The sequence below is a fragment of the Hymenobacter sp. 5317J-9 genome (assembly GCF_022921075.1).
Lineage (GTDB): Bacteria > Bacteroidota > Bacteroidia > Cytophagales > Hymenobacteraceae > Hymenobacter.
On sequence record NZ_CP095050.1, the window covers coordinates 3,251,113 to 3,274,797 of the forward strand.

General features: G+C 62.8%; 23 protein-coding genes. 12 read left to right on the forward strand and 11 right to left on the reverse strand.

The features are described 5' to 3' along the window. Window positions 1-70: 70 nt before the first annotated feature. The gene (gene purE / locus MUN81_RS13810; RefSeq protein WP_245117395.1) at window positions 71-556 is read right to left on the reverse strand and encodes a 5-(carboxyamino)imidazole ribonucleotide mutase; all 486 of its coding nucleotides are present in this window, start codon (window positions 554-556) and stop codon (window positions 71-73) included. A 202-nt stretch (window positions 557-758) separates the two neighbouring features. Between purE and MUN81_RS13815 the strand changes: the two genes are divergently transcribed. Further along, the gene (locus tag MUN81_RS13815) at window positions 759-1,379 is read left to right on the forward strand and encodes a MarC family protein (RefSeq protein ID WP_245111270.1); all 621 of its coding nucleotides are present in this window, start codon (window positions 759-761) and stop codon (window positions 1,377-1,379) included. A gap of 46 nt (window positions 1,380-1,425) precedes the next feature. Here the strand turns inward: MUN81_RS13815 and MUN81_RS13820 are convergent, their stop codons facing one another. Next, a complete protein-coding gene (locus MUN81_RS13820) occupies window positions 1,426-2,103 on the reverse strand; it encodes a response regulator transcription factor (protein WP_245111271.1) in 678 nt (225 codons plus the stop codon). An 11-nt stretch (window positions 2,104-2,114) separates the two neighbouring features. Continuing rightward, window positions 2,115-3,620, reverse strand: coding sequence for a HAMP domain-containing sensor histidine kinase (locus tag MUN81_RS13825; protein ID WP_245111273.1), 1,506 nt, complete (start codon window positions 3,618-3,620; stop codon window positions 2,115-2,117). Between the two features lie 149 nt (window positions 3,621-3,769). Here MUN81_RS13825 and MUN81_RS13830 point away from each other — a divergent pair, with 149 nt between their 5' ends. From MUN81_RS13830 to MUN81_RS13865, 8 genes are all read left to right on the forward strand, one after another. Further along, window positions 3,770-4,579, forward strand: coding sequence for a GLPGLI family protein (locus tag MUN81_RS13830; RefSeq protein ID WP_245111274.1), 810 nt, complete (start codon window positions 3,770-3,772; stop codon window positions 4,577-4,579). Window positions 4,580-4,586: 7 nt separating this feature from the next. Further along, window positions 4,587-7,394 (forward strand): outer membrane beta-barrel family protein, encoded by a 2,808-nt coding sequence (locus MUN81_RS13835; protein WP_245111276.1) that lies wholly within the window; start codon window positions 4,587-4,589, stop codon window positions 7,392-7,394. Between the two features lie 219 nt (window positions 7,395-7,613). Further along, on the forward strand, window positions 7,614-8,048 hold the full coding sequence (locus MUN81_RS13840; protein WP_245111278.1) for a MarR family transcriptional regulator: 435 nt from the start codon (window positions 7,614-7,616) through the stop codon (window positions 8,046-8,048). Window positions 8,049-8,198: 150 nt separating this feature from the next. Further along, the gene (locus tag MUN81_RS13845; RefSeq protein WP_245111279.1) at window positions 8,199-10,637 is read left to right on the forward strand and encodes a TonB-dependent receptor; all 2,439 of its coding nucleotides are present in this window, start codon (window positions 8,199-8,201) and stop codon (window positions 10,635-10,637) included. 154 nt (window positions 10,638-10,791) lie between these two features. After that, window positions 10,792-11,817: a uroporphyrinogen decarboxylase gene (gene hemE, locus MUN81_RS13850; RefSeq protein WP_245111281.1), complete on the forward strand. Its 1,026-nt coding sequence runs from the start codon at window positions 10,792-10,794 to the stop codon at window positions 11,815-11,817. Between the two features lie 142 nt (window positions 11,818-11,959). Next, the gene (locus tag MUN81_RS13855) at window positions 11,960-12,151 is read left to right on the forward strand and encodes a hypothetical protein (protein WP_245111283.1); all 192 of its coding nucleotides are present in this window, start codon (window positions 11,960-11,962) and stop codon (window positions 12,149-12,151) included. A gap of 135 nt (window positions 12,152-12,286) precedes the next feature. Then, window positions 12,287-12,496 (forward strand): zinc ribbon domain-containing protein YjdM, encoded by a 210-nt coding sequence (locus MUN81_RS13860; protein ID WP_245111285.1) that lies wholly within the window; start codon window positions 12,287-12,289, stop codon window positions 12,494-12,496. 10 nt (window positions 12,497-12,506) lie between these two features. Beyond that, window positions 12,507-12,761 (forward strand): hypothetical protein, encoded by a 255-nt coding sequence (locus tag MUN81_RS13865; RefSeq protein ID WP_245111287.1) that lies wholly within the window; start codon window positions 12,507-12,509, stop codon window positions 12,759-12,761. 9 nt (window positions 12,762-12,770) lie between these two features. Here the strand turns inward: MUN81_RS13865 and MUN81_RS13870 are convergent, their stop codons facing one another. The 5 genes from MUN81_RS13870 to MUN81_RS13890 all read right to left on the reverse strand — a co-directional run bounded on the left by MUN81_RS13870 (window position 12,771) and on the right by MUN81_RS13890 (window position 18,393). After that, on the reverse strand, window positions 12,771-13,769 hold the full coding sequence (locus MUN81_RS13870) for a bifunctional ADP-heptose synthase (protein ID WP_245111289.1): 999 nt from the start codon (window positions 13,767-13,769) through the stop codon (window positions 12,771-12,773). 146 nt (window positions 13,770-13,915) lie between these two features. Beyond that, window positions 13,916-15,139 carry a pyridoxal phosphate-dependent aminotransferase gene (locus MUN81_RS13875; protein WP_245111291.1) on the reverse strand — a complete coding sequence of 408 codons (1,224 nt, stop codon included), beginning with the start codon at window positions 15,137-15,139 and terminating at the stop codon, window positions 13,916-13,918. A gap of 73 nt (window positions 15,140-15,212) precedes the next feature. Further along, window positions 15,213-17,234: a glycosyltransferase gene (locus MUN81_RS13880; RefSeq protein WP_245111293.1), complete on the reverse strand. Its 2,022-nt coding sequence runs from the start codon at window positions 17,232-17,234 to the stop codon at window positions 15,213-15,215. Window positions 17,235-17,376: 142 nt separating this feature from the next. Continuing rightward, entirely contained in the window at window positions 17,377-17,991 is a 615-nt protein-coding gene (recR, locus tag MUN81_RS13885) for a recombination mediator RecR (protein WP_245111295.1), read from the reverse strand. 120 nt (window positions 17,992-18,111) lie between these two features. Beyond that, window positions 18,112-18,393, reverse strand: a complete 282-nt coding sequence (locus MUN81_RS13890) for an ATP-dependent Clp protease adaptor ClpS (protein WP_190924098.1) — start codon at window positions 18,391-18,393, stop codon at window positions 18,112-18,114. Window positions 18,394-18,527: 134 nt separating this feature from the next. Between MUN81_RS13890 and MUN81_RS13895 the strand changes: the two genes are divergently transcribed. After that, a complete protein-coding gene (locus tag MUN81_RS13895; RefSeq protein ID WP_245111296.1) occupies window positions 18,528-19,085 on the forward strand; it encodes a hypothetical protein in 558 nt (185 codons plus the stop codon). A 75-nt stretch (window positions 19,086-19,160) separates the two neighbouring features. Here MUN81_RS13895 and MUN81_RS13900 read toward each other — a convergent pair whose 3' ends face one another. Further along, window positions 19,161-19,805: a YceI family protein gene (locus MUN81_RS13900; protein ID WP_245111298.1), complete on the reverse strand. Its 645-nt coding sequence runs from the start codon at window positions 19,803-19,805 to the stop codon at window positions 19,161-19,163. Window positions 19,806-19,883: 78 nt separating this feature from the next. Further along, window positions 19,884-20,369 (reverse strand): MarR family transcriptional regulator, encoded by a 486-nt coding sequence (locus tag MUN81_RS13905; RefSeq protein WP_245111299.1) that lies wholly within the window; start codon window positions 20,367-20,369, stop codon window positions 19,884-19,886. A 156-nt stretch (window positions 20,370-20,525) separates the two neighbouring features. Between MUN81_RS13905 and MUN81_RS13910 the strand changes: the two genes are divergently transcribed. Continuing rightward, entirely contained in the window at window positions 20,526-21,092 is a 567-nt protein-coding gene (locus MUN81_RS13910; protein ID WP_245111301.1) for a DUF6799 domain-containing protein, read from the forward strand. Between the two features lie 13 nt (window positions 21,093-21,105). On the opposite strand, the gene MUN81_RS13915 is transcribed toward MUN81_RS13910, so the two are convergent. Then, window positions 21,106-22,113, reverse strand: coding sequence for a dipeptide epimerase (locus tag MUN81_RS13915; RefSeq protein ID WP_245111302.1), 1,008 nt, complete (start codon window positions 22,111-22,113; stop codon window positions 21,106-21,108). A 200-nt stretch (window positions 22,114-22,313) separates the two neighbouring features. On the opposite strand from MUN81_RS13915, the gene MUN81_RS13920 reads away from it, so the two are divergent. After that, window positions 22,314-23,540, forward strand: a complete 1,227-nt coding sequence (locus tag MUN81_RS13920; protein WP_245111304.1) for a DUF6799 domain-containing protein — start codon at window positions 22,314-22,316, stop codon at window positions 23,538-23,540. Window positions 23,541-23,685: the final 145 nt, after the last annotated feature.

The following is a 23,685-nucleotide window of genomic DNA, read 5'->3' on the forward strand; positions in this document are numbered from 1 at the left end:
AATACGGAAACAGGGCAGAAAAACGGGCGGGACTAAAGCAAACGCCCCGTGCTCTTGGCACGGGGCGGGCTTAAAGGTCGTCCTGAAAGCCGCCCTTGCGCAGCTCTTCAATGGTGCGCATCACCCGGTCTTTGAGGGTGGTGCGGTACTTCTCCAAGGCATCGGCCAGGCGGGCGTTGTTGAGGGCCAGCATCTGAATGGCCAGCACGGCGGCATTGGCGGCGTTGTCGAGGCCCACGGTGGCCACGGGCGTACCGGCCGGCATCTGTATCATGCTCAGAATGGAATCGAGCCCCTGAATGGACAGCGTGCTGTTGATGGGCACCCCGATGACAGGCAGCGTGGTGAAGGCGGCCACCATGCCCGGCAGGTGGGCCGCCCCGCCCCCGCCGGCGATGAGCACGCGCAGGCCGCGCTTGCGGGCGCTTTCGGCGTACTCCACCATGCGGTGCGGTGTGCGGTGCGGCGACACCAGCGTGATGTCGTAGGGAATGCTGAACTGGCGCAGCAGTTCGGCGGCGGCCGACATAATTTTCAGGTCCGACTTCGACCCCATGATGATGCCCACGATGGGGTTTTCGGTCACGGGACGGTCGTTTTCAGTACCGGCGGAATGCTCGCCGGTGGAGGAGTCAGGAATCATGCGGTGGGGAGAACGAAGTAGCGTAAACTGGCCTACGCAAAGCGGCAGGCCGCCGTTGAGCCGGCAAAATAGTACTTTTCCGCCCGGTTCGGCCCCGCCCCTACCTTTGCGCCCTATGGAAATTCTGCTCGCCACCTTCACCACCCTGTTTTCCATCGTCAATCCCTTCGGGGCCATGCCGGTGTTCCTCACCCTCACCGCCGACGACCGCGCCTCGGAGCGGGCGCGCACGGCGCTGCGGGCCTGCATCTACATGGTGATGGTGCTCACCGTGGCGTTTTTCGGCGGCCAATACATCCTCAACTTCTTCGGCATCAACATTCAGCACCTGCGCATTGCGGGCGGCATTCTGCTCATGCGCTCGGCGTTTGAGCTGCTCACGCCCGGCGCCAACCGCGACCGGGTGGGCCCCGACGCCCTCGAAGAAAGCAAGCATAAGGACGACATCAGCTTCACGCCGCTGGCCATGCCCATGCTCTCGGGGCCGGGCTCCATGGCCATCTGCATCGGCCTCATCCGCCCCAGCTACGTCGACAAGGCCATGACCGTGCTGGGCTTTGCGCTGGTGGCCCTGGGCGCGTTCGTCATCCTGTTGTTTTCGCTGCGCCTCACGCGGGTGCTGGGCAAGCCCGGCATGGCGGCCATGTCGCGCATCATGGGCTTCATCACGCTGGCCATTGGGGTCAATTTCCTGGCCACGGCCATCTCGGCGCTGTTTCCGGGGCTCACGCGGTAGGGTTCGGGCGTAGGCAAAAGCACGTCCTGCTGAGCTTGTCGAACTGCTACAAAATCAGCTTGTAGCCAATGCCGCGCACGTTCACAATCTGCACCTGCGGGTCTTCCTTCAGGCAGCGACGCAGGCGGGTGATGAACACGTCGAGGCTGCGGCCGTTGAAAAAAGAGTTGTCGCCCCACAGCTCTTTGAGCACGGCGTTGCGCTCCAGCACCTGGTTGCGCTGGTCATACAGGCGTTTGAGCAGCTCGGCTTCGCGGTTGGTGAGGGTTTCCTCCTGGGCGCCGAAACGGAGCTTTTGCTTGGGATGGTCGAACTGGTAGCGGCCGATGGCGAGCAGGCCAACCGGGGCCGGCGCCGCGGCAGGCTGGCGCAACAGCTGGGCTTTGATGCGCACAATCAGCTCGTCCATGCTGAAGGGCTTTTTCAGGTAGTCATTGCCACCCAGCTCGAAGCCGCGCACCACGTCGGCCGGCTGCGACCGGGCCGTGAGAAAGAGAATGGGCACCGCCGTGTTTTCGCGCCGGATTTGCTCGGCCAGCGAGAAACCGTCGAGCTTGGGCATCATCACGTCGGCCACCACAATGTCGGGGCACTGCTGGCGGAACAGCTGCAGGCCGGCCTCGCCATCGGGCGCAAACTGCACCGCGAAGCCGCGGCTTTCCAGGCTGTCTTTGACGATGAGGCCGAGCGACGGCTCGTCTTCGATGAGGAGAACGGTGGGCATGGAGTGATTTTCTAACCTTGCGGAATCCAGAGGGCAAACTCGCTGCCGCGCCCCACCCCGCTGCGCACGCCGATGCGGCCGCCGTGGCGCTCCACCACCTGCCGCACGTAATACAAGCCCAGGCCGAACCCTTTGACGTTGTGCAAGTTGCCGGTGGGCACGCGAAAGAATCGGTCGAAGATGGCTTCCTGGTAGCCGGGTTCGATGCCCGGGCCGTCGTCGGCCACGGTGAGGTGCCAGCCGCTGGGCTCCTGCCGCCCCCGGATGGTGATGGTCACGGCTTCTTTGGAGTACTTGATGGCGTTGTCGATGAGGTTGTTGATGACGTTGCCCATGTGCAGCCTGTCGAACTTGACGGCCGCGGCCGGCGCCACCTGCACGTCGAATTTCACCGGCTTGGCGGCCTGCAATTGATGGCGGGCTACGATTTCGGCCACCAAGTCGGCGGGCTGCACGGGCTCGGGGCTCAGCTCCAGCTGTTGGCGCTCATCAACGGCAATGTTCAGGACTTTCTCCACCAAATCGGACAGGCGCTGCAGCTCATTGCGCGAGATGCTGAGGTAGGTCTGCGTCTTGGTGGGGTCGTTGAGGGCGCCGAAGTTCTGTAGCGCCTCCACGGCCGCCGAAACGGTGGCCAGCGGCGTTTTCAGCTCGTGCGTCATGTTGTTGATGAAGTCGTTCTTGACGTCCGACAGCTTTTTCTGCTTCAGAATCGTGCTCAGCATCAGCCAGAAGCAACCCGTGGTGAGCGCCAGCAGCAGCACCGAGCCGCCCAGCAGCCCGCCCATTTCCCGCAGGATGTAGGACGTGGGCGGCTGAAACGAGGCCCGGACGTACAGCTCCCGAAACGGGTTGAGCGACACCGGCGGGGTTTTCACACGGTAGCCGGGGCGCGCGGGCAGTTCGTCGAAGGCCGCGGGGCGGGCGCCGGCCTGCCGCAGCGGCAGGCTCAACGTATCGAGCACCAAGGGAGCATCAGCGCCGCGTAGGCGCAACTCGCGGTGGTAGGCGGCGGCGAGCTGGTGCAGGTCGGCGGGCTGGCCGCCGGCCCAGTTGTTGATGAGCAGTCGCGAAAGCTTGCGCACCATGGTATCGGCCGCGCCGGCCGCGCGGCGCGGCAGTGCCAGCTGGGGCGAGCCGAGCCGGAACACCCGAATTTGCTTCACACCGTTCATTTCAATGGCTCCGGCGGCCGCCGGGCCGGTCACGTTGCGCGGCGTGCCGGTGGCACTGTCGTCGTCTTTTCCCTGCACCACCACGCGGTTGACATGCCCTTCGTCGTCGGTGTTTTGGAACACCATGATGCGGCCTTTGGCGCCGCGGTCGCGGTCGACGAAGTGCCGGGCCAGGTCGAGCTGGTGGCGCTGCACCACGCTGGACAGGGCTTCGCGGGCGGTGCGGGCAAACTGGCTGGCCGTGAGCTGGTAGGTGTTGTAAAGCCAGTAGGCCTGAAAGCCGTTGATGCCCAGCATGCACGCCACCATAAGCCAGAAAATGGAACGAATGCGGCGTTTCATAAGAAAATGCCGGGGTGAGTTTCGGCCAAACAAAAATACGGGCTTTGCCTGCTCATTTTCGTCCGTTAACACTATTTAACACAGGATAACAGTACTTTACAAAAGATTGTCGGTGCTTTGCAGCGTTCCATTCAACCCGCCATTCTCCCATGAAAAACGCTGCAAAAAACCTGGTACTATCCTTCACGCTGGGCCTCCTGGCCGCCAGCGCCGCCGTGGCCCAAACCAGCGGCCGCATCAACTACGAAGCCACCCAGCGCGTCGACCTGAGCCAGGTCCGCATCATCATCAACGGCCAGCAGATAAAGCCCGGCAGCCCCGACTTCCCGACGGACATTCCTGAGTCGCGCAGCTTCGGCCTGACGCTTTCCTTCGCCGGCACCGCAGCCAAAGAGGAGCGCGAAAACGCCGGCATGGTGATGCGCACCGTGGAAGGCGGCCCCGGTGGCGGCGGAGTGCCGCAGCAATTGAACATTCCGCGGCCCGTGCAGGAAACCACCTACCTCGACCTGGCCAACCGCACCAGCACCACGGTGCTCACCGTGAAGAAAGACGAAACCGCAATCACCTACCGCAGCGACGCCCCCATTGCCGCGCCCATGGGTTGGTCCCTGACCGGCCAAACCAAGAAAATAGCCGGCTACACCTGCCGCAAGGCCACGGTGCCCTACAAGAAGGAAACCTACACCGTGTGGTTCACCACCGACCTGCCCTTCACCTACTCCCCGGTGCGTGACCTAACCCCCGAAAAAGGCGTGGTGCTGGCCCTAGAAAGCGAGCAGGAGCAGTACCGCGCCGCCAAAGTGGACCTAAAGCCCGTACCCGAGGCCGAGGTGCAGCCCATTGCTACGGCTCAGAAAGTGACGCCCGCCGAGCTGAAAGATGCCCGCGAGAAAGCCCTGGCCGACTTCCGCCAGAAGATGATGGAAGGCGGTGGCCTGCGCTTCAACCGCAACTAGTACGGCCATGCGTTTTTTACTTGTGTTGACCCTGCTGCTCGGCCTGGCCACGGCCGGACGGGCGCAGGCCCCTACCCGACCGGGCCCCGGCACCGTGCGCGGCGCCCTGGCCGATTCGGCCACCGGCAGGCCTTTGCGCGAAGCTTCCGTGACGCTGACTCTGGCGAAAGATTCGAGCTACGTCAGCTTCGGCATCACGGACGGCGACGGACGTTTTGCCCTCAAAAACGTGGCTGTGGGCAACTACAACGTGCAGGTGTCGGCGCTGGGCTACCGCGCCCGCCTGCTGCCCGTAGCCGTATCGGCCACCGACCTGACACCTGACCTGGGCCTGCTGCGCCTGGGCCAAACCAGCCAGAAGCTGGGCGAAGTGGTGGTGACTCAGAACCTGGCTCCCGTGGCCGTGCACGGCGATACCGTGGACTTCAACGCCAAAGCCTTCAAAACCCAGCCCAACGCGGCCGTGGAGTCTTTGCTGAAAAAGCTGCCGGGCGTGGAAGTGGACCGCGACGGCAGCATCCGCTCCCAGGGCCAGGCCGTGAACCGGGTGCTGGTGGATGGCAAGCCGTTCTTTGGCGACGACCCCAAAATGGCCACCCGTAACCTGCCCGCCGACATCATCGACAAGGTGCAGATGTACGACCAGCAGAGCGACCAATCGGCCTTTTCGGGCATCGATGATGGCAACCGCCAGCGCACCCTTAACCTGGTGACCAAGCGCGACAAGCGCAAGGGCTACTTCGGCACCGAAGCCGCGGGCGTGGGCACCGATGGCCGCTACCAGGCTCGCCTGGGCCTGAACCGCTTCAACAACGGCCGCCAGATTTCGGCCCTGGCCCAGGCCAACAACCTCAACCAGCAAGGCTTTTCCGACAACGGCGGGCCGGCTTCGGCTGATTTTGGGCCAGCGCCCGGCGGGCCCAGCGGCGGAATCCGGCTGCAGCTGGGCGGCGGGAGCGGGCGCCAAAACTCCCCGGCCTCGAATAGCCAGCCCACGAACATCACCGAATCGGGGGCCGTCGGCCTGAACTACCGCGACGCCTGGGGCAAAAAAGCCGAGGTAGCCACCAGCTACCTGGCCAGCCGCGCCACCGTGACCACCGACCAGCAGATTCGGCGCCAGAACGTGGCCGGCAGCACCGGCCCCGAAGCCGGCCAGCCCATCATCAGCGACCAAAGCCTGCTGAACCGCACCACGACCACCAGCCACCGCTTCAATATGCGCCTCGACTACGTGCTTGATTCCTTGACGTCGCTGCGCCTGACGCCCTACGCCTGGTGGCAAACCACCGACCTGGCCCGACAAAACCAGCAGCAAACCAGCGTGGGGAGCCGCTTGCTCAACCAGGGCAACAACCGCTACACCGGCACCACCGACAACCCCAACGGCGGCGGCAACTTCCTGCTTATGCGCCGCTTCGCCAGGCAGGGCCGCACGTTCTCGGCCAACCTCAATTCGACGCTCAGCAACCAGGACGTCGCCGATTTCAACCGCGGCACCACATCGTTTTTCGACGCCTCAGGCATGCCCCTGCCGCAGGCCACGCAGCAGCTCAACCAGCGCATCGAGCAGCACACTCCGGTGCGCAACCACGCGCTGACGCTGTCCTACGTCGAACCGCTGTCGCTGCGCACCAAGCTCGAAACGCACTATGCCTTCAACGACGCTCGCAACAACGGCAACCGCTTCACCGCCGATTTCAACGAAGCCAGTGGCCAGTACGACCGCCCGAACGCTGGCCTGAGCAACCAGTTCACCAGCCTGTTTCAGTCGAACCGGGCGGGCCTGACGCTGCAAAAGCGCCGCCTGCGCTACACCATCGGCGCGGGGCTGGATGCCCAGCGGGCCGACCTCACGGTGCGCAACCTCTCGGCCGACACCACCGTGCAGCGCCGCTTTACCAGCCTGCTGCCCAATGCTTTGTTCAGCTACACCGGCACCCGCAACCGCCAATTGCGCCTCAACTACCGCACCCGCCTCAACGCACCCAGCGCCAGCCAGCTGCAGCCCGTGCGCGACAACTCCAACCCGCTCAGCATCCAAACCGGCAACCCCAATCTGCGGCCGGAATACGTGCAGTCGCTGGTGGCCACGTATTCGCAGTTCAACGCCGCTACCAGCCGCAGCGTGTTTGGCTTGCTGAATGGCAGCCGGGTCGATGACCGCATTGTGTCGTCCAGCACCTTCGACAGCCGCGGCGTGCAAACCACCCGCCCCGTGAACGCCGACGGCTTTTACAGCCTGAACGGCTTCCTGTCGTTGGGTCAGCGCCTCGCTACCCACAAAATCAACCTCAACCTGACCACCAATGCCAGCTTCGTGAAGTCGCCCAGCCTCGTGAACGGCCTGGCCAACACTGGCCGCACCTGGAGCCTGGGCCAGGGCGCCAGCGCCAACTCAGCCTTCAACGAAACCCTGGAGTTCGGCCTCAGTGCCAACGTGACCTACCAGAACGCCAGCTACTCGCGCCTCACCGACCAGAACAACAACTTCCTCACCCAAACCCTGACGGCCGACATTTACTACCAGCTGCCCGCCCGCTTTGTGCTCACTTCCGACCTCTGGTACAGCAACAACACCGGCCGCGCTGCTGGCTTCAACCAGCGCATTGCCCTCTGGAATGTGGCCCTGGCCCGCCAGTTTTTTGCCAACAAGCAGGGCGAGCTCAAGCTGCAGGTGTACGACCTGTTGAACCAGAACCGCAGCGTGGTGCGCAACACCACCGAAACCTACGTGGAGGACGTGCGCAGCCGCATCCTGCAGCAATATTTCATGCTAAGCTTCACCTACAACCTGCGGCAGTTTGGCAAGTAGGCTGAGCATCAGTAATGGACAATAAAGAACGTCGTGCCGAGCCTAGCCGAGTCACCTCGCGTGAACGATGCTGAACGGTCATGCTGAGCGCAGTCCAAGCATGACGGGCTACCGCATATAGACAATATTCTCAACCTCACCTTCTTTCTGCAAACAAGCAACGCGGATGCAAAGGCATTGTTTATGATATATCATAAACAATGCCTTACCTTTGCTCCGATGCTGAACTCCATCCTCTTCTACTCACTCGACAAGGCCATCCGGAGCTACCGGCGCATGGCCCAGGCCAACATCGACCGGGCCGGCCTCGACATTACTGTGGACCAGTGGCTGGTGCTGCAAGTGGTACTGGAGCACGACGACTTGACGCAGCAGGAAATTGCCGAGCGGGTGTTTAAGGACCAGGCCTCGGTGGCGCGCATGCTGGCTTTGCTCCTCAAGCGCGGGCTGTTGCTGGGCATTCCGCTGCCGAACGATGGCCGCCGCACCCGGCTCCGCGTGAGCGAAACCGGCCACCGCATCTTGGATGCCGTGGAGCCCATCATCCTCGCCAACCGAACTGTGGCTCTGGCCGGCATCGATGAAGCAGAGCTCACGGCGCTGCGGCAGGTGCTGGAGCGCATAGCATTGAACTGCGTTCCATTACCCAACTAGGTTCTAACCCCAACGGTAGCTCTGCCTGGTGAAATATTTCCGTTTCCACGCAACCTTGATGATACATCATAATCTTTTGCTCGATTGAGCAAATCTGCATTCCACTGCCATACTCACCTTTTTTCTGCAAATCCTTTTCTGCTTTTCTGTATGAAATCCTCCCTCTTTCCTGCCGCCCCGCTTTTGCTGGCAACCAGTGTACTGTTCAGCGCTGCTCAGGCCCAGGCGCAGGGGCCCAGCAACGTGCGCGGCCAGGTGCAAAGTGCCGGCAACAGCCCCGTTGAGTTTGCGACCGTGACCCTGCACCGCGCCAAGGATTCTACGGTGGTGAAAACCGAGTTTAGCGACGCCAAAGGGCTTTTTCAGTTTGAGCGCGCGGCGGCGGGGCGCTACCTCGTGTCGGCGGCGCAGGTGGGCTTTGAGCGGCGGTGGTCGGCGCCGTTTGAGGCCAATGGGCAGCCGGTGGAGTTGCCCGCCATGACCCTGGCCACCAGCGCCGCCACCCAGCTCACGGAGGTGAAAGTGGTGGGCCAGAAGCCGCTGTACGAACGCGAGGCCGACCGCACCATCGTGAACGTGGAAGGCTCGACGCTGGCGGCCGGCAACACCTCGCTGGACGTGCTGCGCCGCTCGCCGGGCGTGACCGTGGACGGCAACGACAACCTGGCCCTGCGCGGCCGTCAGGGCGTGCTGGTCGTCATCGATGGCAAGCGCCAGCCCATGACGGGCACCGAATTGGCCGAGTACCTGCGCGCCCTGCCCGCCGAACAGCTCAAAAGCATCGAGCTGATAACCAACCCGCCGGCCAAGTACGACGCGCAGGGCGGGGCCGGCATCATCGCCATCAACCTCAAGAAAGACCAAAAGCTCGGCACCAATGGCAGCGTGAACCTGACTTATGGCCGCGGCGAATACAACCGCTACACCGGTGGCCTGAGCCTGAACCACCGCGAGAAGAACCTCAATTTGTTTGGCTCCTACAATTACTCCGACCGGTCGTTTTTGAACATCCTGACCATTCATCGGGACTTTTATGGGCCTGCTACTGCAACGGGTCGGGCGCTCATTAGCACTTCCGACCAGGACAACCGCCAGCCCGTCACGGCGCGGTCGCACAGCTGGCGCGGCGGGCTGGACTACAATCTGTCGGACAACACGACGATTGGGGCCGTGGTGAGCGGCCTCAACAACCGCAACACCCCCGCCGGCACCAACCAATCGGAGGTGTATGACTTGCTGCGCAACCAGGAGCTGCGCTACAACGCCACCAACACCGGCGAGAACCGCCTCGACAATGTTGCCGGCAACCTCAACTTCCGGCGCACCTTCGCCAACGCCTTTGGCCCGCAGGAGCTGACCGCCGATGCCGACTACGCCCGCTACCACAGCCAGCGCGACCAACTGCTGCAAACCTTTTTTGTGAGCGAGCCCGCCCTGGCCAACAGCCTGGACCAGGACGGCCGGCTGACCATTCAGTCGGTGAAGGCCGACTACACACAGGCGCTCAGCAAGGAACTGCGACTGGATTTGGGCGCCAAATCGAGCCTGGTGACGGCCGATAACGACCTCCAAAACTTCACCAACGGGCTATTGGATTTGACCCGCTCGAACCGCTTTCGCTACGACGAGAACATCAACGCGGGCTACGTGAACCTGAACTACAGCCAGCCCAAGCTGACGCTGCAGGTGGGCCTGCGCGGCGAGCAAACCAACGCCACCGGCCAGCAGGACCGCGAGGTGGAGTACAAAGACTTCCAGCGCAATTACTTCCAGCTGTTTCCGAGCGCGGCCATCAAGCGGCAGCTTACGGAAAACCACGAGCTGGCCGTGTCGCTGAGCCGGCGCATCGACCGGCCGGGCTACCAGCAACTCAACCCCTTCCGGCAGCTCATCGACCGCACCACTTCGGGCAGCGGCAACCCCAACCTGCTGCCCCAAACCAGCTACAACGTGGAGCTGACGCACACCTTTAAGCAGAAGTACAGCCTGGGCCTGAGCTACAGCCGCACCAGCGACCCCATCGTGAGTACGGTGGAACCCGAGGCCGGCAGCACGGTGGTTTCCACCTTCCGCAACCTCGACTTGCAGCATTACTACGCCATGACGCTAACCGCGCCGGTGGACATCACGAAGTGGTGGAAAAGCTACAACAACGCCGTGCTCTACTACAACCGCTTCGAGGGCGCCGTGGCCGGCACCAACCTCGACCGCGGCGGCGTCAGCCTGAACCTGACCTCGAACCACACCTTCACCTTCGGCAAAGGCTGGGGCGCTGAACTGAGCGCCAGCTACGAATCGCGGCAGGTAGACGGTTTCTTCGTGTCGCGCCCCAACGGGCAGGTAGACGCCGCCGTGCAAAAGACCTTGTGGGAGCGCAAAGCCACCCTGAAACTGGCCGTGAATGACATTTTCTTTTCCCGCGTGGGCCGCGTCACGTCTACCTATGACAACTACGTGGAACGCTTCGTCATGCGCCGCGACTCCCGCTTCGTCAACCTGACCTTTGGCTACCGCTTCGGCAACGACAAGCTGGCGCCCACGCGCCGCCGCAGCGGCGGGGCCGAGGACGAGAAGCGCCGCGCGGGGTAAAATAGAACGTCATGCTGAGCGCAGCCGAAGCATCTCTACCGCGCAACGCAATCCATATACTGCTGCGGTAGAGATGCTTCGGCTGCGCTCAGCATGACGACCTGACCTACTCGTTAAACAGCTAATTAGGCCGGACGTACCTTTGCCGTTCCTTATGCTGAAAAACGACCTTTTCCTCCGCGCTGCCCGTGGCGAAGCCACCGAGCGCACTCCCGTTTGGCTGATGCGCCAGGCCGGCCGCATCCTGCCCGAATACCGTGCCCTGCGCGGCCGCCTCTCCGGTTTCAAAGAGCTGGTGGAAACGCCCGCGCTGGCCGCCGAAGTCACCATTCAGCCCATCGACGCGCTGGACGTGGACGCTGCCATCATCTTCTCCGACATTCTGGTGGTGCCCGACGCCATGGGCCTGCCCTACGAAATGGTGGAAGCCCGCGGCCCCTTGTTTCCGGAAACCATCAAGACGGCCGCCGACGTCGACAAGCTCCGCATCCCCGACCCGGAGGAAGGCCTCGGCTACGTGCTCGAAGCCCTGCGCATCACCAAGAAAGCCCTCAACGGCCGCGTGCCCCTCATCGGCTTCGCCGGCGCCCCCTGGACGCTGCTGGCCTACATGGTGGAAGGCCACGGCTCCAAAACCTTCTCGAAAGCCCGGGGCATGCTCTACCGCGAGCCCGCCCTGGCCCACCAGCTGCTGGCCAAAATAACGGCCACCACCATTGCTTACCTTAAGGCCCAGGTGGCCGCCGGCGCTCAGGTGGTGCAGGTGTTTGATTCGTGGGCCGGCACCCTGCCCCCCGACCACTACACGGAGTTTTCGGCCCGCTACATTGCCGAAATCACGGAGGCCCTGGCGCCGCTGGTGCCCGTCACGGTGTTTGCCAAGGGCGCTTGGTGGGCCGTGCCTGAGTTTGCCGCCACCTCCTGCCGCACCATCGGTCTCGACTGGAACCAGGACCCCATGCAGGTACGCCGCGAAGCCGGTAACAAAACCTTGCAAGGCAACCTCGACCCCTGCGCCCTCTACGGCACCCGTGAGCAGGTGAAAGCCGCCACCGAAACCATGCTCCGCAAGTTTGCCGGCGGCCCCCACATCGCCAACCTCGGCCACGGCGTGTACCCGGATACCGACCCGGACAACGTGCGCGTTTTTGTGGACACGGTGAAGGCCTGGCGGGGGTAATTTGATTTATGATTTGGAACGGTCATGCTGAGCGCAGCCGAAGTATCTCTACCGCAGGCATACGTTCGTTGCGCGGCAGAGATGCTTCGGCTGCGCTCAGCATGACCGTTCTTTGGATTTTTTGTCAACTCGCACCCTTACCATGGCCACGACCTTCGGCACGCCCTTCTACATCACCCTGGCCCTGCTCTTGGGCCTGCTTTTCTTCATGTGGCGGTGGTACCTGCGCAAGTCCGAGCGCTCCGGCATCGAGACTTTCATGGTGGTGCTTATTTCGATTGGCAGCCTCTCGCCCGTGTTTTTCCTGCTCTACCTGCTGTTCTTCCGCCGCTAGATATATGGTACGCTCAGCGAAGTAGAGACGCATATTTGCGTCTTGTCGCTGAACGATAATTGTCCAACAACGCCCAAACGGCGCGGCCGACCAGACGCAAATATGCGTCTCTACAAACCCCAATCCCCTCCCCCAATGGACGTAAAAGACAGCAACGGCTCTCTGCTGGCCGAAGGCGACTCGGTCACCCTTATCAAAGACCTCAAAGTGAAGGGCTCCTCCCTCACCCTCAAGCGTGGCACGCTGGTTAAAAACATCCGTCTCACCAACAGCGCCGGCGAGATTGAAGGCCGCGCCGGCGGCAGCACCATGGTGCTGAAAACCGAGTTTTTAAAGAAAGCGTAAGGCAACCCGCATGGGCACGAATGGCCGCTCCAGGTTCTCCTCTCATCTGCTGCAGTGGTTGAGCGTGCTCCTGCTGGCGGTGCCCCTGCTCCTACTCGGCTTATTTGCCCCCGAGGGGCTTGACCTCTTTGGTACTGCCGCCGGCTCATCCAAACGGCGCAAGCCCTGGTCTGCCGAGGCAAAATTCGTCCTGGCCATCTTTGTGTTGCTGCTGGTTACCGGCACTGCCGGCTGGCTGCTTTGGCACTTTGCATTGAGCCGTTAGCAGTCGCTGCTACCGCAGCCCCGCCTCGGCCGCTTCTTCCAGCAGCCGCTGCTTTTCCACGGGCACCACGCCCACCTGCTCGCACACCAGCCCGCCGCCCAAGTTGGCCAGCGCGGCCGTGAACGCGGCTGGCTGGCCCAGTGCCACGCACAGCGCCGCGATGCTGATGACGGTATCGCCCGCGCCCGATACGTCAGAAATGGTGCGCAGATGCGCCGGCAGGTACGTTTTCTGCGCGTTTTGCTGGGCAAACACCCCGTATTCCGACAGCGTTACCAGCACGGTTTCGGGCGTGAGCACCTCTTGCAGCCGGGCCACGGCCGCCTCAAAGCCCGCCCGGTCGGTCACCGGGTCACCAAACTCCAGCTTCAACCCCTCGCGCAACTCTTTCAGATTGGGCTTGAAAAGCGTGCAGTGGCGGTAGGCCAGAAAGTTCTTCTTCTTCGGGTCGACGACCGTGGGGATGCCGCGCTGCCGGGCCCGCGCAATGCACTCCGTGATGATGGCCTCGTTGAGCACGCCTTTGTCGTAATCCTCAAACACCACCACATCGGTGCGGTCCAGCAGGTCGTCGTAGGCGGCCAGCAGCTGTGCGCTTTCGGCGGCATCAATGTCCGTTTCCACTTCCGAGTCGATGCGCAGCAGCTGCTGGCCGTGGGCCAGAATGCGCTGCTTCACGGTGGTGGGCCGGTTGGCGCTGCGGATGATGCCATCGGCGGGCAGGCCGCTTTCGTGCAGCAGCTGCAGGAGCTGGTCGCCGCCCGCGTCGGTGCCGATGACGGCGCACAGCAGCGGCGTAGCGCCCAGGGCCTGCACGTTGAGGGCCACGTTGGCAGCCCCGCCGAGGCGCTGCTCGGTGCGGGCCACGTGCACGATGGGCACCGGCGCTTCCGGCGACAGCCGCGTCGAGCGGCCCCACACGTAGGCATCCACCATTACGTCGCCGATGATGAGGACGCGGAGGTTGTTAAAGTCGTTGAAAAGGTCGGTTAACGAGGTTGTAGGCAAGGTTTCGCTTGATTTATGCCGCTCCAAAAAAACGTCATGCAGAGCGCAGCGAAGCATCTCGCGTGCTGAAGGAACCTCAATCGTGCAGGTGGGTTTCGAGCGAGATGCTTCGCTGCGCTCTGCATGACGTGCTTTATCGGGATAATTTAGGCCAGCTTCGCCAGGCTTGCCTTCACGCGCCGGAAAGCTTCCACCAGCTTGTCATCGGCGGCGGCGGTGCTGAAGCGCATGCACTCCGGCGCCCCAAATGCCTCGCCCGACACGGCCGAAACTAGCGCATCGTTCAGCAGGTACATGGCCAAATCCATGGAGGTGCTGATTGTGCTGCCATCGGGCGCGGTGCGGCCAAAATAAGCCGACACTTCCGGGAAGATGTAGAAGGCCCCGCTGGGCGTAGGGGTTTGGAAGCCGGGGATGTCCTTCACGATGTCCAGCACCAAGTCGCGCCGACGGCGGTACGCGGCCACCATTTCATCGGCCGAGCTACGGCCGCCGCGCAGGGCAGCCAGGCCGGCGCGCTGCGTGATGGAGCAGGTGCCCGAGGTAATCTGGCTCTGCATCTTCTCGCAGGCGTAGGCGATGTCGGGGCGGGCGGCCAAGTAGCCCAGGCGCCAGCCCGTCATGGCGTAGCCCTTCGAGAAACCGTTGACGGTGATGACCCGGTCGTGCACTTCCGGAAACTGGGCCAGGCTCACGTGCTCGCCCACAAAATTGATGTATTCGTAAATCTCATCGGCCAGGGCGTACACCTGCGGATGGCGGGCCAGCACTTCGGCAATGGCGCCGAGCTCCTCGCGGCTGAACACGGCGCCCGTGGGGTTGCAGGGCGACGAATACATCACCAGCTTGGTGCGGGGCGTGATGGCGGCTTCCAGCTGGGCGGCCGTCACCTTATACTCGTTTTCGAGCGTGCCGCGCAGCGCAATGGCGGTGCCGCCGGCCAGCTTCACCATCTCCTCGTAGCTCACCCAGTAAGGCGAAAACACGATGACCTCGTCGCCGGGATTTACCAGGCTCATCACCGCGTTGGCCAGGGCCTGCTTGGCGCCGGTGCCCACCACTATCTGGTTGGGCTGATAGTCGAGGTTGTTGTCGCGCTTGAATTTGTCGCAGATGGCCTGCCGCAGTTCCGGAATGCCGGGCACGGGCGTGTAAAAGGTATAGCCGTCATCGAGCGCCTGCTTGGCGGCGTCCTTTATGTACTGCGGGGTTTGAAAATCGGGCTCGCCAAAGCTGAGGTTGATGACGTCGAAGCCTTTGGCAATGAGCTCCCGGGACTTCTTGGCCATGGCAATGGTGGCCGACTCCTGCATGTTCTGCGCACGGGCAGACAGCGGCGAAACAAGGGCAAGCGTAGCGTTTTCAGACATAAGGGCAACCCATTGGCGGGCCCACAAAGCTACGGCAACCCTCGCAGAAGCGGGCCGAAGCCGGACGCGGCGGCTACTTGCCGCCCAGGTGGCGCCAGCAGCGCCACAGCACCCGCAGGTCGGTGCTGGTTTCGTAGTCTTTGGCGTAGAGCAGCTCCAGGCGGCGCTTGGTGGTGTCGTTGAGCGGGGCGGCCGCCACGGCCGCATCGGCCGGCGACACCACGGCGGGCACCGTGCGGGCCGGGCCGGCGGTGTAGCGCAGGCCCACCCAGGTGCGACGGCCCAGCAGCACGGCCACGCAGTTGCCCAGAAACCGGGACTTGTGCGGCTGTGCCCACACGTGCAGCGGCGACGTGGCCAGCAGACCCAGGCTCAGCAGCACGTCGAGCAGGCGCTTGGCGCGGGCCTGCCGGGGCTGGTACAGGTTGAGGGCAATGTCGAGGGTGTAGTAGTCGCCGGGCGAGTCTTTGCTACTGCTTCCGATGATGTATTGGCTGTCTTCGGGCAGGATTTTGTAGGCCACCGGCGGGTCGGCCGGCAGGCTGAGCATGAGCGTGATGATGCGGCTGGCGGGCAGGTCCTTGCCGCAGAAAATCAACTCGTTCAGCTCGTACAGGCGAATGATATCGGCCAGTTGGCGAAGTTCGCCCAGGGGCTCCTCCGGGGCTTCGGGCTGGGTGGCGTGGCTGGCGGAGTAATACGCGTCGGCCCCCACCGGCACCAAGTTTTCGACCGGCGCCAGGGCCACGTAGCCAATCACGCGGGCCTGCACGCTGGCCGCTTCGAGCAGCTTGCGCACCCGCCGGCTTTCGGGTCCCGAACCCACGATGGCGATGTTTTTCTGGCGCCGCTCGCTCATGCGCAGGTCGCGGTACTTGATGAAGTGCGTCAGCAGTTGCCGACCCACCAGCGCCGCCACGGCCCACACCCCGCCCAGAATAATCAGGGCTTTGGAAAAGCGCCAGGCATCCAGAAAATTCGACGCCGCCGAAATCAGCAGCGTGCCCACAAACACGCCGCGTGCCATGCGCGAGGTGCGCACCGGCGGGTCGTAGCCCCCGCTGAGGTAGGCCGACGTGAGCCACACCAGGATGTAGGCGGGCACGGCCACGGCCATGTACTGCGGCGGGTAGTCGCCGGGCACAAACTTGTGGTTTCGCTCCCAATAGGTCTTCAGGAAGTACATGCCCACCCATATCAGGCCCGCGTCGAGCAGCAGCGGGGCCAGGCGCACGGCCAGGCGCTCCAGCACCGCCGCGCCGGCCCGCAGCCAGATGGCCGCGTTTATCAGCAGCGAAAACAGGCCCGCCCGGCCCGGCGCGAAGTGCTTGCGGGCAAAAATGACCATGGCCCGGTAGAACACAAACACGTAGTTCACGCTGGTGCGCTTCGTGCTTTCGCCCTTATAATGAATGATGCGGGTGCCGGGGAAATAATAGTTCTTCCAGCCGCCCTGGGTGAGACGGTACGAAAGGTCGATGTCCTCGCCGTACATGAAGTAGTCTTCGTCGAGCAGCCCCACCTGGTCCAGGGCTTCCTTGCGCAGCAGCATGAAGGCCCCGCTGAGGACTTCAATCTCGTGGGTTTCCTCGGGACTGAGGAAGCCCAGGTGGTAGCGTCCGAACGTGCGCGACCGGGGCATGAGCTTGGCCAGGCCAAACATCTTGTAGAACGCCACGGCCGGCGTGGGCAGCGCGCGCTTGCTTTCGGGCAGAAAGTGGCCCTGGCCGTCGAGCATTTTCACGCCCAGGCCCCCGCATTCGGGGTGCGCGTCCATGAACTCGCAGCAGGCCCGGAAGGTGTTTTCCTCTACCACGGTGTCGGGATTCAGCAGGAGCTGGTACTGGCCGGCGGCCTGGCGCAGGGCCTGGTTGTTGCCCCTGGAAAAGCCGGGATTGTGGCGGTTGGCAATAATGTGCACTTCCGGAAACCGCTCGCGCACCATGGCCACCGAGCCATCCACCGAGTTGTTATCAACCACGAACACCTCCACGGGCTGGCCCAGCTTCTCCACGGCGCGGCGCACCGAGAGCAGGGCCTGCTCCAGGAAATAGCAGACGTTATAGTTGACAATGACGACCGAGAGCTTCACCACAAGGGCCGAAATTACGCATTTCCCGTGGGCTTGAAGATATAAAAGCGCATTTTGTCAAGTTCAGCTTCGGGCAGCAAAAAGCCCCGGTTCCGCACGGAACCGGGGCTGTAGAACTTGCAATGCTGGCCGCGGCGAGTCGCGACTACCGCGCCTGGCGCAGGCGCTCCACAATGCTGCGGCCGAGCGTGATTTCGTCGGCGTATTCCAGCTCACCGCCCACCGGAATGCCGCGGGCAATGGTGCTGATGTGCACGTTGGGCAGGTCGCGCAGGCGGCGCGAGAGGTAAAAGGCGGTGGTATCGCCCTCCATGGTGGGCGAAATGGCCAGGATGACTTCCCGGATTTCGGAGCCTTCGGTCGCGGCCCGCTCCACCAGCGAGTCGATGTGCAAATCGGAAGGCCCGATGCCTTCGATGGGCGAGATGACGCCGCCCAGCACGTGGTACACGCCCTTGTACTGGCCGGTATTTTCGATGGCGATGACGTCGCGCACGTCCGACACCACGCACACCAGGCTGTGGTCGCGCAGCTTGTTGGCACAGATGCCGCACTCCTCGCTGTCGGAAATGCTGTGGCAGGTCTTGCAGTAGGTAATTTCGAAACGCATCTTGGCCAACGCCTCGGCCAGTGTGGCGGTGGTGTCCATTTCGGCCTTGAGCAGGTGCAGCGCCAGGCGCAGGGCCGTTTTGCGACCAATACCGGGCAGGCGGGCCAGCTCCCCGACCGCGTTTTCAATCAGTTTAGAAGGAAATTCCATTCAGGCTAATGTCATGCTGAGCGCAGCCGAAGCATCTCGCTCGCATCGTTGAACGATTCATTTACTCTTGCACGCGAGATGCTTCGGCTACGCTCAGCATGACGTTCTAACAACAAGCAACTACACGACGTCGGCAGAAATGCCGCGGTCGTGAATGGCGGTGCACTGCGGCTCCAGTTCTTCGTAGGTGCCCACTTTCACGGTGCACTGACCTTTATAGTGGATGAGCAGGGTGCATTGCTCGGCCTGCTCGGGCTGGTGGCCGCACACGTCCATCAGGGTCTTGATGACGTGGTCGAACGTGTTCACGTCGTCGTTGTACACAACGAGGTTGCGCAACTCAACTTCTTCTTCGAGCAGCAGGACGTCCTCATCGTGCTCAATTTGCGGGCGGGTGTTCATAAGGGCAAATTTACGCAGGAAAGCCCGCGTGGGGCAGCTGGTAATAACTGAAAACGGCGCAGATTCGTTTCGTGAGAATGGCGTGATTTGCCTGCTGCGGCCGCTATTTTGCGCCGCCCTCCCCTCCTACTTCCATGCCCGTCCCTTCCGCCGATTTCAAAAAAGCCCTCAAGCGCCTCAGCGAGGCCGAAAAAGAAGCCCTGCTGCTGCGCGCCGTGCGCCGCGACGCCGAGCTTTACGAAACGTTTCGCTTCGAACTGCTGGCCGACGTGACCCTGGCCCAGGTGCAGGAAGAAACCGCCGACCGCATCCACGAGCTGTTCAACATGGCCGTAACCGGGCGCCTGCTCAACCGCAGCCTCGTGAAAGCCGTGCGCGCCAGCGTGCAGGAAGCCGCCCGCGCCCGCCGCATCACCAAAAACAAGCAGCTCGAAATTGACCTGCTCCTCTACATCCTGCGGCAGTGCATCGACAACTACTCCGGACAGTTCGACAGCGTGTACGACGGATTCTACAACGCCACGGCCCGCTTGGCCGCCCGCGTACCGGCCTTGGTGCTCAAGAGCCTGCACGAGGATTTGTGGGTGGAATACAAGTCCGACCTCGACGAGATACTGCGCGACCTCCACAGCCGCAAAAAGAGCCACCAACTCAAGTTCGAGCTGCCCCGAAAATTCGAGATTCCGGAGTAGCGCCCCAATCCCTCAGCACGCAAAAAGCCCCACCGATTCCTCGGTGGGGCTTTTTAGTTGAATGCCTAGAAGCAATTAAGCCTTCTTGGCAATGACGTTGAAGGTCAGGTCGAAGGTGTCGTAGATGGCTTTGTCGCCGATGCTCTCGAAGAAGGACTTCGAGCCGTATTTCAGGCCGAACTTGGTGCGGTCGATGGTCACTTTGCCGGTAGCCGAGGCCAGGTCGCCTTTCACGCCCACTTTGGCGGGGAAGCTGATGCGCTGCGTCACGCCCTTGATGGTCATGTCGCCGGTGATGGTGGCGTTGTCAGCGTCTTTGGCGGCGCCTTTGATGGGGGCCACGCTCACGATTTTGAAGGTGGAAGTGGGGTACGTGGCCACGCCGAAGAAGTCGTCGCTGCTCATGTGGCCCACAAATTTGCCGTGGCTTTCGGCGTCCTTGATGTCGGTGGCTTTCATCGACTTCATGTCGACGGTGACGGTGCCACCCACCACGGCGTTGCCTTTCACCAGCAGCTCGCCGCTGCTGAAGTTCATGGTGCCGTTGTGGCCGTGCGTTACGGCTTTGCCTTCCCAGCCCAGGGTGCTCAGCTGCGGCTGCAGAGCGTAGGCGGGGGCGTTGGTGGCCATTTTGGCGCTGTTATTCTTTTGGGCCGAAGCAACGGGGGCGGCGCCCAGTACGGCAACAGCAAACAGGGCGGGCAACAGGAATTTTTTCATTTTGAAGAAAAAAGTAAAAAAGGGTTGATTTCGAAATGGTGTGGCTGGTGGGCCACTAACTAAAAAATGTGCCAAAGGCTACTCGCAGGAAGGCACGGCGGGGGTTGCCCCGTCTTCGGTCCTGATTTTATCGAGCAGCGCGTTGAGCTGGCGGGCTTCGGCTTCGCTGAAACCCTTGGGAATAGCGTTATCGAGCAGGCCGGAATCTTCGATTTGCTGGAGCAAGTCGAGGCCGGCCGGGGTGATGCGGATGTCGACGGCGCGGCGGTTGGCCGGGCACACGGTGCGGGTCACAAGCTTTTTCTCTTCCAGCCGGTCCACGATGCGGGAGGCGTTGCTGGTCTTGTCCAGCATGCGGTCGATGAGCAGCGCTACCGTGGCGGGCAACGGGTGCTGGCCGCGCAAAATGCGCAGAATATTGAACTGCGGCAGCGTGAGGCCAAACGACTTGAACGCCGTGGCCTGGCGCAGCTGCAGCCAGCCGGTGGTGTACACCAGATTGATGATGGCCTTCTGGTACTCGTCGCGGAAAATGGGCTGCTTGATTTCGTCTTCGATGCGCATGGGAGGCAGTGGAATCGAGTGCAAATATAATGTACATACATTAAATGTCACAACATCGTTCAGGCAAATAGTAGAAAAATAATCGTCCTTGTATTGGTGTGCTACCCTTATGGCGCCAAATCCCGTATTCAGGGCCATTACCTACTTTCATACGCCATGAAACGCATCCTCACGCTTTTACTAGTTGCCAGCAGTCTGGCCGCGGCGCCCCGCTTTGCGGCTGCTCAGGACGGCGGCTTTCCCGTGCAAACCACGCCGCGCACCCAGTTTGTGTTCCTCAACGGCGAGGTAGTGCGACGCGAAGGCAGCCAAACCACGCCCCTCACCCAAAACGTAAAGCTGCGCAACGGCACCAAAATCAACTACAAAAGCGGCATCGTGGAAATGCCCGCCGACAAAGTAAACCCCAAGGGCAAAAAGCTGACCCTGCACGAGGGCGACTACGTGCGCGCCGACGGCGGGCTGGTGTTTGCCACGCCCAGCAGCGCGGCGGCGGCCCGCGGCGAGGCGCCCGCCGGCGGCCCCAACAAATTCGACACCTACACCCAGCGCGGCCCCGGCTATTCGGACCCGGCCACGCAGGTATCGTTGCTTCGCAAGAAAGTAGAGCTGCTGAACCAGAAGGTGCAGCTCCTCAGCCAGGGCCGCACCGATATGCCCGACACCAAGGCCATCGACGACCAGCTAACGCAGCTCGACACCCAGCTTGGCTCGCCGAAATAACCCGGCGCAGTGGTCAGTCGCGTAGCGACAGCCGCCCCCCGCTTTCGCTCACCAATCCAAACGGCTCGTCCTTTATAATGAGGATGCCGTCGAGGTCGTGCACGTCGGCCAGAGCACTGATTTGTAGGGCGGCCGCAATGGCCACGCTGGTTTCCACCATGCAGCCTATCATGGGCACCAAGCCGTGGGCGCGGGTTCGGCGTAGCAGCTCAATGCCCCGCCGGAAACCGCCGGCCTTCATCAGCTTCATGTTCACGCCGTGAAACTGGCGGGCGATGTCGGCAAAGTCGGCCGTGTCGGTTACCGACTCGTCGGCCAACAGGGGCACCGTGCTGCGGGGCTGCAGGTAGCGGTAGTCATCGGCCAGGGCCGCCGGCAGCGGCTGTTCCAGGTAGCGCATGTTCAGGCCGGGCAGTGCGGCGGCCTGCTCCAGAAAGGCGAGCACGGCGTCGGCGTCGGTCCAGGCCTCGTTGCCGTCCACCAGCAGCGGGTGGCCGGGTAGCACGCGGGCCACCTCACGCAGCAGGTCCAGCCCTCCATCCTGGTTTACCTTGATTTTCAGAAGCTCGAACCGGGCCGCCTGCTGCTCCTGCACAAATGCTGCTACCGCGCCCGGCTCCATAATGGGCAGCGTGAAGGCCGTGGGCACTGCCGCGGCGGGCGGTGGCACGCCCAACCACTGCCACACGGGCTGCCCGGCTTGGGCGGCCAGCCATTGCACCAGCGCCGCCTCGAGGGCAAAGCTGAGGGCGTGGGCCACGGGCTGCGACGCCAGGAGTTGGTCCAGCTCTTCTAAAGTACTCACCTCAGCAAGACCGGCGGACTGTAAGCTTTCAAACTGCTGGGCAAGCAGCTCCGGCGTTTCGCCGTAGCGCACGTTGGGGGCAGCCTCGCCTGTGCCGTGGTGGCCCTGCCCGGCCAGGCGCACCAGCAGGTTGGTTTTGGCAGCCGAGGCGTTGCGGGAAATTTTCCACACGAAGCGCAGGGGCAGCTCGTGGGCGGTGAGGGTCCAGGTGGGCATGGAAGAGAAAGCAGGGGCGCCGAAGCAGGCCCGAAGATGCGGCGAAAACACCACAGCTACGGACGCCGGGCAAAAAAGGTCATTTTGGCGAGTGTTTTAGGCAGCTGGCCTAAAATAGGCAAAAGGGCGCAATGCTACTGTTCAGCTTTGCACGCTGCCAAGCTTTGGCTGCACTTCAATACCCATTTTCTCATTTTTATATGAAAAACACCTTACTCCAACTGCGGACACTGATACTCGGCGGCCTGTTGCTGGCCAGTGGCGCCCACTGGGTGCAGGCCCAGAGCAGTTCTGAGTACGCCAGTGGCCAGTTGCCGTGGTTCGCGATGCACAACAACACCCTGGTGGTGCAAACGGGCAATAAAGCCAAACCGCTGACCAAGGACGTGACCTTGCCCAACGGCACCCGTGTGGAGTACGCGACCCAATCGGTGGTGCTCACCGACGGCAAGCGCGTGCCCATGCAGGAAGGCGACATGCTGAGCCTGAACGGAGAATTCATCCGCAACCAAACGGCCGCCCCGGTGGCCAAGGCCATTGCTAGCGCGCCCGCCACAGCCCCGGCCTCCATCCCTGCCCCGGCGCCTGCCGAAGCCCCCAAGCCGGCTCCGGCCGCGCCGCCCACGTTCGCATACCGCCCGGCGGCGCCCGTCAACGGCAAGCTGCGGGGCGTGGTGGAGCTGGGCGCCAGCGGCTTCAACCTCTTCATCATCCGGATGGATGAAAAGCGCAACTGGAAACTCGAAAAATCGGAGTTTGGCAACAGCCTGGTGCTGGAAAACATGGCCACCGAAGCCGATATCAGCAAGGGACTCAAGGCCTACATCGGCCAGATGCTGGACTACGGGGTGGCCGGCCGCGACATCCACTTTGTGGTGAGTTCGGGGGCGGCCATGGGCGAAGGCACCCAGAAAATCATCAAGGGCCTGCAGGCCATGAAGTACGTGGTGACGCCCGTGACGCCCAAACGCGAGGGCGAGCTGGGCCTGCTGGCCGCCATGCCCGCCGGCTACGCCGGCCGCGCCTTTGTGGTCGACATGGGCTCGGGCAACACCAAAATTGCCTGGCAGGACAAGGGCCAGCCCCGCGTGCTCGACAGCTACGGCGCCAAATACTACGAGATGAACGTGGACGCCGCCACTGCCGCCGCCGACGTGCAAGCCAAAGCCGCCCAGGTGCCGGCTCAGTTGCGCCAAACCTGCTTCATCATCGGCGGGGTGCCCTACGAGCTGGCCAAGGCCGGACGCCAGGGCAAGGAGCCCTACACCGTGCTGCGCGCCCCCGAGGCCTACCCCGAGCCCGCGGCCGCCAAAGCCAAAGCCGGCCTGAACATCTACCAGGCCGTGGCGGCCGCCACCGGCTGCCGGGAATTTGTGTTCGGCTACGACGCCAACTTCACCATCGGCTACCTGCTGGCGCTGCCGTAGCTGTCGCCATTTCGTTGGCCGCCAAAAGCCGCCGTGCCCAGTGGGCGCGGCGGCTTTTTTGGTCAGGGGCGGCCAGCCTTGGGCCCTGCTTCAGGCGCGCTGGCTGGATAATGCCGTTCTTTAGGGCCTCATTCCCAACCCCGGC

What these genes read in the sequence shown, in the direction of transcription:
- MUN81_RS13920 (WP_245111304.1), top strand. Translation starts at nt 22,314, where the DNA reads ATGAAAAACACCTTACTCCAACTGCGGACACTGATACTCGGCGGCCTG.
- MUN81_RS13855 (WP_245111283.1), top strand. Translation starts at nt 11,960, where the DNA reads ATGGCCACGACCTTCGGCACGCCCTTCTACATCACCCTGGCCCTGCTC.
- MUN81_RS13830 (WP_245111274.1), top strand. Translation starts at nt 3,770, where the DNA reads ATGAAAAACGCTGCAAAAAACCTGGTACTATCCTTCACGCTGGGCCTC.
- MUN81_RS13890 (WP_190924098.1), bottom strand. Translation starts at nt 18,393, where the DNA reads ATGAACACCCGCCCGCAAATTGAGCACGATGAGGACGTCCTGCTGCTC.
- recR (WP_245111295.1), bottom strand. Translation starts at nt 17,991, where the DNA reads ATGGAATTTCCTTCTAAACTGATTGAAAACGCGGTCGGGGAGCTGGCC.
- MUN81_RS13905 (WP_245111299.1), bottom strand. Translation starts at nt 20,369, where the DNA reads ATGCGCATCGAAGACGAAATCAAGCAGCCCATTTTCCGCGACGAGTAC.
- MUN81_RS13845 (WP_245111279.1), top strand. Translation starts at nt 8,199, where the DNA reads ATGAAATCCTCCCTCTTTCCTGCCGCCCCGCTTTTGCTGGCAACCAGT.
- MUN81_RS13835 (WP_245111276.1), top strand. Translation starts at nt 4,587, where the DNA reads ATGCGTTTTTTACTTGTGTTGACCCTGCTGCTCGGCCTGGCCACGGCC.
- MUN81_RS13910 (WP_245111301.1), top strand. Translation starts at nt 20,526, where the DNA reads ATGAAACGCATCCTCACGCTTTTACTAGTTGCCAGCAGTCTGGCCGCG.
- hemE (WP_245111281.1), top strand. Translation starts at nt 10,792, where the DNA reads ATGCTGAAAAACGACCTTTTCCTCCGCGCTGCCCGTGGCGAAGCCACC.
- MUN81_RS13895 (WP_245111296.1), top strand. Translation starts at nt 18,528, where the DNA reads ATGCCCGTCCCTTCCGCCGATTTCAAAAAAGCCCTCAAGCGCCTCAGC.
- MUN81_RS13815 (WP_245111270.1), top strand. Translation starts at nt 759, where the DNA reads ATGGAAATTCTGCTCGCCACCTTCACCACCCTGTTTTCCATCGTCAAT.
- MUN81_RS13875 (WP_245111291.1), bottom strand. Translation starts at nt 15,139, where the DNA reads ATGTCTGAAAACGCTACGCTTGCCCTTGTTTCGCCGCTGTCTGCCCGT.
- MUN81_RS13915 (WP_245111302.1), bottom strand. Translation starts at nt 22,113, where the DNA reads ATGCCCACCTGGACCCTCACCGCCCACGAGCTGCCCCTGCGCTTCGTG.
- MUN81_RS13825 (WP_245111273.1), bottom strand. Translation starts at nt 3,620, where the DNA reads ATGAAACGCCGCATTCGTTCCATTTTCTGGCTTATGGTGGCGTGCATG.
- MUN81_RS13900 (WP_245111298.1), bottom strand. Translation starts at nt 19,805, where the DNA reads ATGAAAAAATTCCTGTTGCCCGCCCTGTTTGCTGTTGCCGTACTGGGC.
- MUN81_RS13865 (WP_245111287.1), top strand. Translation starts at nt 12,507, where the DNA reads ATGGGCACGAATGGCCGCTCCAGGTTCTCCTCTCATCTGCTGCAGTGG.
- purE (WP_245117395.1), bottom strand. Translation starts at nt 556, where the DNA reads ATGGGGTCGAAGTCGGACCTGAAAATTATGTCGGCCGCCGCCGAACTG.
- MUN81_RS13840 (WP_245111278.1), top strand. Translation starts at nt 7,614, where the DNA reads ATGCTGAACTCCATCCTCTTCTACTCACTCGACAAGGCCATCCGGAGC.
- MUN81_RS13820 (WP_245111271.1), bottom strand. Translation starts at nt 2,103, where the DNA reads ATGCCCACCGTTCTCCTCATCGAAGACGAGCCGTCGCTCGGCCTCATC.
- MUN81_RS13860 (WP_245111285.1), top strand. Translation starts at nt 12,287, where the DNA reads ATGGACGTAAAAGACAGCAACGGCTCTCTGCTGGCCGAAGGCGACTCG.